General features: G+C 69.8%; 4 protein-coding genes. All 4 read left to right on the top strand.

What is annotated here, in order from left to right; all coding sequences use genetic code 11:
• Positions 1-19: 19 nt before the first annotated feature.
• Genes HUW62_RS07530 through HUW62_RS07515 form a run of 4 tightly spaced genes read left to right on the top strand, consistent with a single transcriptional unit; the run spans position 20 to position 13,299 of the window.
• A complete protein-coding gene (locus HUW62_RS07530) occupies positions 20-2,827 on the top strand; it encodes an SDR family NAD(P)-dependent oxidoreductase (protein WP_176434012.1) in 2,808 nt (935 codons plus the stop codon).
• A 20-nt stretch (positions 2,828-2,847) separates the two neighbouring features.
• Positions 2,848-4,872 carry a RiPP maturation radical SAM C-methyltransferase gene (locus tag HUW62_RS07525; RefSeq protein WP_163864660.1) on the top strand — a complete coding sequence of 675 codons (2,025 nt, stop codon included), beginning with the start codon at positions 2,848-2,850 and terminating at the stop codon, positions 4,870-4,872.
• Positions 4,873-4,881: 9 nt separating this feature from the next.
• Positions 4,882-10,440, top strand: a complete 5,559-nt coding sequence (locus tag HUW62_RS07520; protein ID WP_163864661.1) for a type I polyketide synthase — start codon at positions 4,882-4,884, stop codon at positions 10,438-10,440.
• Between the two features lie 21 nt (positions 10,441-10,461).
• Positions 10,462-13,299, top strand: coding sequence for a type I polyketide synthase (locus tag HUW62_RS07515; protein ID WP_176434011.1), 2,838 nt, complete (start codon positions 10,462-10,464; stop codon positions 13,297-13,299).
• Positions 13,300-13,301 lie beyond the last annotated feature (2 nt).

Raw genomic sequence — 13,301 nt, 5'->3', positions numbered from 1 at the left:
GTCGTCGAGAGGCGGTCTCATGGAGCAGGACGGACAGGGACGTATCCTCGCGGAGCGACTCGCCGCGCTTTCGCCCGAGCGGCGGGCGTTGCTGGAGCTGGCGCTGAAGGGGCCACGGGCTCCGGCCCCTCGCGCGCCGGGCCCGCGTCCTTCCATGCGCGAGGTGCTCCAGGAGGGGACGGAGGACTTCGCGACGCTGGCGCTGCTACCGGAGGTCGCTCCGTCGTTCTCCTGGTTGTTGGCGGCGCGGGGCTCGCGGACGGATGAGCAGTCCCGGCTCCTGGAGGACGCGCACCGCGACCTGCGCGGGGCGTTGTTCAGGGCCGTGGACCTCACCACCTGCGCGCGGGTCCTCGGCTTCGGGGGCGGTGACGGCCGGGAGTGGGTGGCGCTGGCCCGGCGGCCCGGGACATTTCAAATCATCGGTCATGCGTCCTCGCCCCAGGACGTGGAGGCGGCCCGCGAGCGCGTGCGTACCCGCTCGTTGGAAGGGCGCATCCAGGTCGTGACGGGCGGGCTGGATTCCGAGGGACTGGAGGCGGGCTTCGATGTCGCCTTCGGACTGGAGGCCCTCCGCCATCCGGAGGAGCGCGCCTCGCTCTTTGCCGCCTTGGGGAAGAAGGTCCGCGAGGGTGGGCGGCTGGTCCTCGGGGACGTGTTCCTGAAGACGGGCCTGTCGCTGCCGCACGTCGAGCGGCTGTCCTTGCCCCTCCTGGAGGAGCTGGTCGGCTGGCTCACCACGAACGGCTTCCTCGTCGTGGACTGCGTGGATGCGGCCCGTGAGGCGGGGAACTTCCTCCACGAGCCGGAGATGGACGCGCGGCTGTCGCAGCTCGGTTGGGGCCACGAGGATGCGCGTACGGAGGCGGCCCGGGCGTACGAGGTGATGGGAGGTCTGCTCCGGGGAGGCGCGGCGGCGTATCTGCTGCTGACCGCGGAGAAGCGGAGTGAGCTGGAGCCACGGCAGGTGGAGGCGCTGAACCGCGAGCGCTTGATGACGGTTCCTCGCTACGCCGACCTCCCGCACACGTGGCTGTATGCGCCGAGGTGGAGGCCCGTCGCGAGCGGTCCACGCCTGGAGGAGGTCCCCTCGCCGCCAGGGCACTGTCTTGTCTTCGCCGACAAGGGAGGGCTGGGCGGAGCGCTCGCGAGGAGTGTGGATGCCGCGGGGGGCCGCTGCACCTTCGTCCAGCGGGGCGAGGTGTTCCGACAGAACGAAGACGGTGGCTACGAGGTGCCCATCCGGAACCCGGAGTCCTTCCTCCGGCTGACGGAGGCGCTGTCCGCCGCGGGGACCGTGCCTTCCCACGTCGTCTACCTGTGGGGCCTCGATGTTCCGGAGCCCGAGGGACTGACCGTCTCTCAACTCCAGGACGAGACGCTCGATGCGTGTGGCGGCATCCTGTACCTCACCCAGGCGCTGCTCAAGGCGGGCGCGAGCCACCCGGCTTCGCCTTCGCTCTGGATTGTCACGCGAGGAGCCCAGCGCGCGGAGGACGCGGGAGGCCTGCCGGGCCTGCTGGGTGCTCCGCTCTGGGGCGTGGGGAAGGCGATTGCCTATGAGCACCCGGAGCTCGACTGCCGCCGGGTCGACGTGGATCCCCAGCGTGGACTGGAAGAGGGCGCACAGGCGCTGTGGACGGAGCTGCGCTCTCGCGACGAAGAGGACCAGGTCCTGCTGCGCGAAGGGCGCCGCCACGTGCTGCGACTGGCGAGGCACCGACAGTGGGACTGGGAGGGCGCGGGCCACCTCCAGCTCCGAGCGGACGCCACCTATCTGGTGACAGGGGGCCTGGGCGGCCTGGGCCTCCAGGTGGCGCGGTGGATGGTCGAACGGGGGGCGCGCAACCTGGTGCTCCTGGGGCGCAAGCGGGCCAGCGACGTGTCCGCGGAGGAGGTGCGGGAGATGCGCGGCCGGGGCGCGGCGATCATCTCGCTCGCGGGCGTGTCCGTGGACTCGGACCTCGACTTCGTGATGGCGGGCATCTCGAAGAGCATGCCGCCGCTCCGAGGCATCATCCACGCCGCCACCGAGGTGGATGACGGCATCCTCGTGCACCAGACGAGGGAGCGACTGGGCCGGGTGTTCGCGGCGAAGGTCTCCGGCGCCTGGAACCTGCACCGGTGGCTCGCGGGTACGCCGCTGGACTTCTTCCTCTCGCTGTCCTCCTCCACGTCGTTGATGGGGGCATCGGGCCAGGGCAACCACCTGGCGGCCACGGCTTTCCTGGACGGACTCGCCGAGTATCGGCGCTCCCTGGGCCTGCCCGGGCAGAGTTCGAGCTGGGGCGCCTGGGCACAGCCGGGAGACGAGGCCGCGGCGGCGCTGGACGCGCGCATGCGCAAGCGGGGCGTGGGCATGGTGCCGACGCAGCAGGCGTTCGCCATCCTGGAGCAGGTGTTCGGGCCGGTGCCGGCGGTGGTGGGGGTGATGCCCATCCACTGGCCCACCTTCCTCGGGGGCCTTCCAGGTGACGGACCCCCGCCGTTGTTCGCGGACTTCGGCGGGGATGCCGGCTCGGGCCGTGCGGATGCCGAACGTCGTCGCGAGCTGCTGCGGCGCGTGCGCGGAGGTTCCGCGGAGGACGGGCGGAGCGCGGTGCTCGAGTGGTTCAGCGAGCGGGTGGCGAAGGTCCTGGAGCTGGGGGCCACCCAACTCCCGGAGTCCGAGCAGACGTTGCACGAGCTCGGGCTCGACTCATTGATGGGCGTGGAGCTCAAGAAGCTGCTGCACGCGGAGCTGCGGGTCGAGTTTCCCCTCCAGGAGCTGCTGGGGGGCAAGAGCGTTGGTGAGCTGTCGGGTTCTCTCTACGAAGCCCTGCGTTGAGTCTTGCAAAGGAGTGGAATGTGTCTGGTGATTCCGTTCAGGTCCGCTTCGTCGTCGCTCCCTTCCTCCCCGAACACCAGCCCGCGCTGGGGGTGAGCACGCTGATAGGCGTGCTGCGCAATAGTGGCATCCAGGCGGATGTCAGCTACCTCAACGTCCAGTTCATGCGACAGATTGGCTGGGAGCTCTACTACTACCTCTCCTATGCCACGCCTCCGGAGATCCTCGCGGGGGAGATGGCCTTCCTGCCGGCCTCTCCCGACCTGCTGCTGGGAGAGATGGTCTTCGCTCCGGCGCTGTGGGGAGACGCGGCCTCGAACTGGGAGGAGTACGCGGATCTCCTGACGCCGCTGCTGGAGGTGAAGCAGCACACGGAGGGCGCCACCTCGGGCGGAGCCCGGCGTGAGCAGGCGTTGCACTGGGGTCGCGCCCGCGAGCTGATTCGCGCGCTGCGTGAAGACAGTCCTCGCATCGTCAGACAGTGGGCCCAGGAGATCCTCAAGGACAAGCCGCGCGTCATCGGCTTCACCTCGACTTTCCAGCAGAGCGTCGCCTCGCTCGCGCTGGCGAAGGAGCTGCGCCGGCTGCTCCCGCGCGAGGAGCTGACGCTCATCATGGGGGGCGCCAACTGCGAGGCCGACATGGGCAAGGCGCTCGCGGACAACTTCCCCTTCATGGACCACGTCGTGTCCGGAGAGGGCGAAGGCGTCATCGTCGACCTGGTCAAGAACGTACTGGAGCGCAAGGGAGGACGCCCCCAGCCCCGCTACGTGGCCGCGCCGCAGATTGAGGACATGGACTCGCTGCCGATGCCGGACTTCGACCACTACTTCGAGGCCATCAAGGACATGCCGATGGCCAAGCGCGCCAACCTGACGGCGGAGTCGTCTCGGGGCTGCTGGTGGGGGGCCAAATCGCACTGCACCTTCTGCGGCCTCAACGGCTCCGGCATGGCGTACCGGAGCAAGAACCCGGGTCTCTTCGTCAAAGAGCTGCGCACGCTGGCGGGGCGCTACGGCTTCAACTTCTTCATGATGGCCGACAACATCCTGGACCTGAAATACATCAAGTCGGTGTTCCCCGCGCTCATCGAGCAGGGGGATGAAATCACGATGTTCTATGAGACGAAGAGCAACCTCCGGAAGGACCAGTTGGAGCTGATGGTCGCCGGGGGCGTCACCGAATTGCAGCCCGGCATCGAGAGCCTGAGCACGCCCATCCTGGAGCTGATGGACAAAGGCACCACGCGCCTGCAGAACATCCAGCTCATCAAGTGGTGCGAGGAGTTCGACATCAACGTCAACTGGAACATCCTCTTCGGGTTCCCGGGCGAGGCGCCCGAGGAGTACGCGGAGATGGCCCGGCTGATTCCCTCCCTGGTCCATCTGCCTCCGCCCGGAGGATGCGGGCGCATCCGCATGGACCGCTTCGCGCCGTATTGGAAGACGCCCGAGAAATACAACCTCAAGAACGTGCGCCAGAAGTGGGCGTATGACTATGTCTACGCCGCGCTGCCCGCCGAGGAGCGCCGGCGCATCGCCTACTACTTCGACTACGACCTCGAGGGCGACATCGACCCGATGGTCTACCTCCAGGACACGTTGAAGCGGACCGAGGAGTGGCGCGACGGGTTCAGCCGGGGCGTGACGCTGGAGTTGAAGACCGTCCACGGTGTGTCCCACGTGCTGGACACGCGGGACGGGACGTCGCGGGAGACGGAGATATCGCCGGATGGCATCCGGCTGTTGAAGGCCCTGGACTCCATCCAGAGCCCTCGGGCCGCGCTCGCGAAGGTGAACGAGGGGCGCGAGGGGGGCCCACTGGCGGAGGCGGACCTCGAGGTGATGCTCGCGCGGTTCATGGAGTGGGGCTGGGTCATCCACGAGGGCGCTCGACACCTGAGCCTCGTGCTCGACCGGACGGAGCGCCAGCGCATCATCGACCTGAAGATGGCCGCGCAGTTGGGCAAGCTCGACTGGTCCCGTCTGGGGGCCACGCCCGCCGTGAGCCCGGGCCCCGCGCAGCGCGTCGCCTCCTCCCACTAGGCCCCGGCGATGTCCAACGACTCGACGTCCTCCCCACCGGAGGAGATGACGCCCCTGCAGCGAGCGGCCCTGGCCATCAAGACCCTCCGGGCGAGGGTGGAGGGCCTGGAGCATGCGCGCTCGGAGCCCATCGCCATCATCGGCATGGGGTGCCGCTTCCCCGGGGGGGCGGACACCCCGGGGCGGTATTGGGAGCTGCTTCGCGCGGGAGTCGACGCGGTGGGGCCGGTGCCCGCGGACCGCTGGGACGCGGGGGCCTATTACGCCGAGGACCCCGACGCCGCGTGGAAGATGACCGTCCGCGAGGGGGGCTTCCTCTCACAGCCCATCGCCGCGTTCGACTGCGAGTTCTTCGGGCTGTCGCCCCGCGAGGCGAGCTACGTCGACCCCCAGCAGCGGTTGATGCTGGAGGTCGCCTGGGAGTCCCTGGAGGACGCTGGGATTGCGCCGGGCTCGCTGGCCGGAAGCGACACGGGGGTGTACGTCGGCTTCCTCAGCAGCGACTACGGGCGCGTCCCCTTCAACGCGCTGCCGACCCGGGACCTCCCCTACATGGGGACCGGGAACGAGCTGAGCTTCTCGGCGGGACGCGTCTCGTATGTATTGGGATTGCAGGGCCCGTCCATGGTGGTCGCGACGGCGTGCTCCTCCGCGCTCGTCTCGGCCCACCTCGCATGTCAGGCATTGCGCCAGGGCGAGTGCTCGCTGGCGCTGGCCGGGGGCGTGAATCTCATCCTGCATCCGGACAACAACATCGTCCTGTCCAAGATGCGGGCGCTGGCGCCGGATGGGCGCTCGAAGACCTTCGATGCGTCCGCCAACGGGTACGGGCGTGGCGAGGGATGCGGCGTCCTGGTGCTCAAGCGGCTCTCGGACGCGCTGCGGGACAAGGACCGCATCCACGCCGTCATCCGGGGCTCGGCGGTGAACCATGACGGGCCCAGCGGGGGCCTGACGGTGCCCCACGGTCCCGCGCAGGAGAAGCTCTTGCGCAAGGCGCTGAAGTCCGCGGGCCTTTCGCCTTCGGACGTGCGCTACGTGGAAGCGCATGGGACGGGGACACCGCTGGGAGACCCCATCGAGCTGCGGGCCCTCGATGCGGTGCTCGGTGTGGGGCGAAGCGCGGAGGAGCCGCTCATCGTCGGCTCGGTGAAGACGAACCTGGGCCACCTGGAGTCCGCCGCCGGCGCCGCGGGCCTCATCAAGGTCGCGCTGTCGCTGCGCCACGGCGAGATTCCGCCGCATCTCCATTTCCGTCATCCCAGCCCGGCCATCGACTGGGACCAGCTGCGGCTCCGGATTCCCACGCAACTGACGGCGTGGCCCGCGGGGCCCCGGGTCGCGGGAACCAGCGGGTTCGGGCTCAGCGGCGTCAACGCCCATGTCCTCGTCGAGCAAGCGCCGCCCGAGCCGCCCAGGGCACCGGAGGCGTTCCCGAGGCCCGTCCACCTCCTGGCGTTGTCGGCCCGGAGTCAGGAGGCGCTGGGTGCGCTCGCGCTGCGCTACGAGGAGGCCCTCGGTGGAGCCGAGCTGGCCGCCCAGCCACTGGAGGACATCTGCTTCACCGCGAACACCGGGCGCACCCACTTCCAGCACCGCCTCGCCGTCCTCGGGGAGACGCGGGAGGGCCTGCGCGAGCAGCTCCAGACGTTCCTCGCGGGACGTGACGCGCCGCCGCCGGTGCCGCGTGTCGGGGGCGCGCCGCGCATCGCCTTCCTGTTCACGGGGCAGGGCTCGCAGCGGCTCGGGATGGGAGAGGAGCTCTTCCGGACCGAGCCCGTCTTCCGTCAGACGCTGCTGCGCTGTGACGAGGTGTTGGCGCCCCTGATGGGACAGTCGCTCCTGGAGCTGCTGTACCCGTCCGCGCGCGACGACCTCGCCCGCGCGCGACTGGATGCGACTGGCAACACGCAGCCGGCGCTGTTCGCGCTCGAGTACGCGCTGGCACGGACGTGGATGGCGTGGGGCATCGTCCCGGACTTCGTGATGGGGCACTCGGTCGGTGAGCTGGTGGCGGCGTGCGTGGCCGACGTCTTCACGCTGGAGGAGGGACTCCAACTCGTCGCCGCGCGCGCTCGACTGATGCAGTCGCTTCCCTCGGGGGGCGCGATGGCCGCTGTCTCCGCGGACCCGGCGCTGGTGGAGGAGTTGCTGCCCCGGTACGCGGGACAGGTCTCCATCGCGGCGCTCAATGGTCCGCGCAGCGTCGTCATCTCGGGCCGCGAGGGCGCGGTGAGTGACTGCCTTGGCGAGCTGAACAAGCGGGGCAAGCGCGGCTCTCCGCTGCGGGTGTCCCACGCATTCCATTCGGCCCTGATGGACCCCATCCTCGACGCGTATTCGCGCGAGGTGGCCAAGGTCCGGCTTCAGCCACCGGCCATCCCGCTCATCTCCAACGTGAGCGGCCACGAGGCGGGTCCGGAGCTGATGGAACCCCGGTACTGGGTGGAGCAGCTCCGAGGGCCCGTGAGGTTCGCACGGAGCATGGAGACGCTGAGCAGGGCTGGAGTCACGGCCTTCCTGGAAGTGGGGCCCAAGCCGACCCTCGCGGCGATGGGACAGGAGTGTGTCGCGGGGGAGGGGACGCTCTGGGTGGCGAGCCTGCGGCCAGAGCGCTCGGACTGGCGTCAGATGTTGGAGGGGCTCGCTGCCCTCTACGGGGCGGGTGCGACGGTGAAGTGGCACGGGCTGGACGAGGGGCGGGAGCGGCGCAAGGTCGCGCTGCCGGGATACCCCTTCCAGCGGAAGAGGCACTGGATGGAGCTGGCTGGCACGGGTTGGGATCGTCAGGGCGTGCGCGCCCGGAGCGCCGCGGGCGTCCACCCGCTCCTGGGGAATCGACAGGCCTCGCCGGCCCGGGTGCAACAGTTCGAGTCCTCGTTGGGGCCCGCGACGCCGGCCTTCCTCCGGGACCATGCCGTCTACGGGCAGGTCGTCGTGCCGGGCGCGGCCTACGTGGAGATGGGGCTCGCCGCGGGCCTGGCGCTCTTCGGCGCGGAGGGAGGTGTCGTCGACGAGCTCGGCTTCTCCCAGCCCCTCTTCCTTCCCGATGAAGGGGAGCGCCGCGTGCACCTGCTCTACACGCCCGAGGGTGAGCGCGCGGGGAGGTTCGAGATCTTCAGCCAGGAGGCGCACGGCGGCGAAGCCGAGCCGTCATGGACCCTGCATGCCCACGGCAAGCTCTCCGCTGCGGCGCGAGAGTCGGGAGGACGTGTCGACGTCCAGGCGCTCCGGACCGCGCTCGACACCGAAGTGGCCGTGGATGGCTATTACGAGAAGCTGGGCCGCGCGGGCCTCGCCTATGGCCCCAGCTTCCGCGCGATTCGGGGACTGTGGCGCGGTGGGAGCGAGGTCCTGGGCAAGCTCGCCCTGTCCGGTGCGGCCCTGGCGGATGCGGAGCGCTATGTCCTCGCGCCCGCGCTCCTGGATGCCTGCTTCCAGATGGTGGGTGCCGTCCTGGAGGAGGAGGGGGACGCCGCCTGGCTCCCCGTCGGAGTCGGAAGAGTCCAGGTGCGGGTGGCGGGTGTCCGTGAGGTCTGGGCTCACGCGCGGATGACGCGTGGCGAGGACTCGAAGGGGCCCGGCTACACGTGTGACCTGGAGTTGTTCAACGAGGAGGGCGACCTCGTGGCGGTCGTGGAGCGGCTGAGACTCCAGCGTGTCGGCCGCGAGGGATTCCTGGGAGCAAGGAGCAAGCGCTTGCAGAACTGGCTCTATGAGCTGGAGTGGCGGGACGGTCCGTCGGTGGCGTCGTCCAGGGCTTCGTCCGAGGGGCTCTCTCTCAACGCGGAGGTCGTTCCCCGCTGCCTCATCCTCACGGATGGGACAGGGGTGGGACGTCGTCTCGCGGAGCGCCTTCAGGGGCGTGGCTGGCGTGTGGTGACGGTGGACGCTGGCGCGCGGGGCCATGGCCTCGACCGTGAGCGGGCCGAAGCGCTCCTCGCGATGCGCGAAGCCGGGGCGCCGGTGCATGTCATCGACCTCTGGAGCCTGGACGGTACGGGCACGGGGACCGAGGTGCCCGGGGCGGCCCTGGCGCACGGCACGCGGGTGCTGGAGCTGGTCCAGGCCCTCGTGCGAGTCCCGAAGGGGACGACGACATCGCTCTGGCTGGTGACGCGCGGGACGCAGGCCGCCGTGGAGGGAGAGTCGGTCTCCGGTCCGGCCGGAGCCGTTCTCTGGGGGCTCGGGAAGGCGATTGCGCGCGAACATCCGGAGCTTCAGTGCCGCCGCGTGGACCTGGACTCGAATGCTCCGGAGCACGAGGTGGAACAGCTCCACGACGAGCTCCTCGGCGCGAGCATGGAGGAGGAGGTGGCCCTACGGGGCAACAGTCGCCGCGTGCCTCGACTGGTGCGCAGCCGTCGGCTGAAGTTGTCGAGCGGCGAGCCCGAAGCCTCGCTGCGTCCGGATGCGAGCTACCTCGTCACGGGAGGGCTCGGTGGGTTGGGGCTCGCCGTGGCGGAGCGACTGGTGGAGCGAGGGGCGCGACATCTCGTCCTGCTCGGACGCAAGGCCCCGAGCGTGGAGGCGCGCGCGCGGCTGGCGGTGCTGGTGGAGCGGGGCGTGGATGTCCAGACGCTCGCCTGCGACGTGTCCGTGGCCTCCGAGTTGGAGCGCGCGTTGGGTGGGCTCGAGGGACGGCAGCCGCCCATCCGTGGCGTGGTGCATGCCGCGGGCGTCATCGACGACGGGTTGCTGATGCAGATGACTCCCGAGCGCTTCGCCAGCGTGTTCGCCGCCAAGGTCTCCGGCGGATGGAATCTGCACCGCGTGTTCCAGGGGGCATCGCTCGACTTCTTCGTCCTCTTCTCCTCGGCGGCTTCGATGATTGGCTCCGCCGGTCAGGCGAACTACGTGGCCGCCAATGCGTTCCTGGACTCACTGGCCCACCTGCGTCGTTCCGTGGGGCTGCCCGGCTTGAGCCTCGACTGGGGCGCCTGGGCCGAGGTGGGCGCCGCCGCTGACGCGCAACTCCAGCGGCGCATGGAGCAACTGGGCTTCGGCGTGATTCCTCCGGCGGACGGGTTGCAGGTGTTCGAGCAGGCTCTGGGACTGGGGGGACAGCTTGGAATCCTGCCAGTGGACTGGGCCGTGCTCGGGCGGCGGGGCCGCTCCACGTTGTACGAGGGCTTCATCACGGAGGCGAGTCCGGCCGCGAGCGAAGACCTCCGGGCGAAGCTGGCGCGTTTCCCTCCCGCCGAGCGCCGCGCTGAATTGCGCGCGCACGTGGGGGGCCTGGTGAACGGCGTGCTGGGACGGCCGCTGACGGAGGCGTTGGACCCGGGCCAGGGCTTCTTCGATCTGGGCATGGACTCGCTGATGTCCGTGGAGCTTCGCAACGTCCTCCAGCGAAGCCTGGGCGTCTCGTTGTCAGCGACAGTTGCCTTCGACAACCCCACTGTCCACGCGCTCGTGGACCATCTGGCGGTGGAGGTGCTGGGCCTCCGGGAGGAAGCCGCTCCCTCCAGAGAGGTCGTCGAGGACCAGGACCTGGAAGCGCTCTTGTCCGACGTGGACGACCTGGCCGATGGCGACGTCCAGGACCTGCTGCGCCGTCGCCGCTGAGTCGACCTTCGCGAGGACACCATGACGACGGATTCCACTCCCCGCATCTCCGACCTGCCGCCGCTCAAGCTGGCGCTGCTGGCTCGCAAGCTCGAGTCGAAGCTGGCGCTGGCGCTGAGCGAGCCCATCGCCATCATTGGAATGGGTCTGCGGTTCCCAGGAGGCGCGGACACCCCGGAGGCCTTCTGGGAGTTGTTGCGGGAGGGGAGGGACGCCATCGCTCCCATTCCGTCTTCGCGCTGGGATGTCGACGAGTACTACGACCCGACGCCGGGGGCGCCGGGGAAGATGTACACGCGGCACGGTGCCTTCGTTCGAGGAGTGGAGGACTTCGACCCCCAGTTCTTCGGCATCTCCCCTCGCGAAGCGGCCCGGATGGACCCACACCAGCGGCTGCTCCTGGAAGTCACCTGGGAGGCGCTGGAGCGCGCGGGCCTCTCGGCGACGGACCTCAAGGGCAGCTCCACCGGGGTCTTCGTCGGGATGATGAACGAGGACTTCTCGCACCTGATGACGGATGCGACGCAGATCGATCTCCACACTGCTTCTGGTTCGGGGTTGAGCGTCGCGGCCGGGAGACTGGCCTACAGCCTGGGGCTGCAGGGTCCGACGATGGCCGTGGACGCGGCCTGCTCGTCGTCACTGGTGACCGTGCACCTGGCCTGTCAGAGCCTGCGGACCCGCGAGTGTGACCTGGCCCTTGCCGGCGGCATCAGCCTCATCCTGTCGCCGCTCACGTCCGTGGTGAACTGCGCGATGCGCATGCTCTCCGTGAAGGGGCGTTGCAGCACGTTCGACGCTTCGGCGGATGGCTTCGTGCGAGGCGAGGGCTGCGGGATGCTCGCGCTCAAGCGACTGTCGGATGCGGTCGCGGACAGGGATCCGATTCTGGCGTTGTTGAGAGGCTCGGCGACCAATCACAGCGGTCAGTCGAGCGGGCTGACGGTCCCCAACGGCAACGCGCTGGCGAAGGTGATGCGCGCGGCCCTGAAGTCCGGAGGCGTGGAGCCCGAGCAGGTGGGCTACCTGGAGGCGCACGGCACCGGCACGGCCATCGGGGACCCCATCGAGATGGAGGCGCTGGGCCGCGTCTTCGGGCCCGCGCATTCGCGGGAGGACCCGGTGGTCGTCGGCTCCGTGAAGACCAACATCGGTCATACCGAGGGCGCCGCGGGCGTGGCGGGCATCATCAAGGTCGTCCTCGCGCTTCAGCACGAGGAGATCCCCGCGCACCTGAACCTGGAGACGCCCAATCCCAACATCCGCTGGGATGCGCTGCCCGTCGTCGTGCCCAGGGAGCGGAGGCGCTGGGCGCGAGGGTCGAAGCGGCGAATCGCCGGGGTGACTGCGTTCGGCTTCAACGGGACGAACGCGCACGTCCTCATCGAAGAGGCTCCGCTCGTCGAAGCCACACCGGCGGACGTCGCTTCGACACGGCAGCTCCTGCTGCTATCGGCCCGCTCCGCGCCAGCACTTCAGGACCTGGCGAGGCGCTACGTGGAGCACTTCTCGACAGAGGCGGCGCACCGGCCTTCGTTCCCCGACGTCTGCTTCACGGCCAACACGGGCCGGGTCGCATTTCCCCACCGGGTCGCCGTCATGGCGTCGAGCGACGAAGAGGCCCGCCAACGGCTCACGGGCTTCGTGCAAGGGGAGGAGACTCCCGGCGTATGGGCTGGCTCCGGGAGGCAGCGGCCCCGCTTGGCGTTCTTGTTCGGGGGTTGGGAACAGGACTGGCAGGGTTGGGGGCGGAGACTCTTCGAGTCCGAGCCTGTCTTCCGGGAAGCGGTCCTGCGCTGTGAGGTCGCGCTGGGCCGTCCACTCGTCCCAGCGCTCTTCCTCGCGCGAGGCGCGGCTTCACGCGCACCGGCACCGGGCCACTCGCTTCCGGGGATGTACGCGGTGCAGTGTGGCTTGGTGCATCTGTGGCGGGCGTGGGGCGTCGCGCCGTCGGCGGTGGTGGGCGTCGGCGCGGGGGAGTACGCGGCGGCCTGTGCCGCGGGTGTGCTCTCCTGGGAAGAGGGGATGAAGCTCGTGGCGACGCTGGGCGAGCAGCTAGAGCGTGCTGCTCCAGGCTCCGAGCTGACCATCGAGCGGCCAGAGCACCTCTCGGAGTTGCTCCAGCGGTTCCCGGAAGTGTGCCTGCTGGGGCTCGACGGTGAGGGGAACGGAGTCCTCTCTGGAGCGCGTGCCGCCATCGAAGCAGTGCAGGCGGAGCTGCTCCAGCAGGGGAGCCGCGCCAGATTGCGAGACACGCCTCACGCCATCACCACGACGGCCTGGAGCGCGGCACGCGAGGCCGTAGCAGCGGCGGCGCGCTCGAAAGTGCACGAGCGGCCCCGTGTCCCGTGGCTGTCCGTGCTCACGGGAAAGGGAGTGGAGTCCCCGGGAGCGGAGTCCTGGCGAGGGCCCTCGGGAACTCCCGTTCAATGGGTCGCCGCGCTGGACGCGTTGGCCGGGCAGGGTGTGGATGGATATCTGGACGTGGGCCCAGGGGCGGGCTGGACGGCCCTGGGAAAGCGCGTTCGTCCCACGTCCGAGCGGTCCTGGTTCCCCAGCCTGCGCGCTCCGGACGATGACAGGACAGCGCTCCTTGAGAGCCTCGCGGGCCTCGTGGCTTCGGGAGCCGAAGTCGCGTGGTCGGAGTTCTATCGAGACCAACCGCACGACAAGGTGGTGCTCCCGACGAGCTGCTTCCAACGCAGTCGGTACTGGTTTGATAGACCCGCGACGCCTGCGGCGAAGCCCGACGTGCCGGGGGAGGACCTCGAAGCGCTCGCGGGGAAGCTCGACCTGCTCGAGCAGCTCACGGACGAGCAGGTCCGTGCGCTGCTGGAGGGCCAGAAGACAAGAGGCTGACA

It is taken from the genome of Myxococcus sp. AM011 (assembly GCF_013372595.1).
GTDB classification, from domain to species: Bacteria; Myxococcota; Myxococcia; order Myxococcales; family Myxococcaceae; genus Myxococcus; species Myxococcus eversor.
The sequence above is the reverse complement of the archived record's forward strand: the minus strand, read 5'-3'. Positions and strand labels throughout refer to the sequence as shown.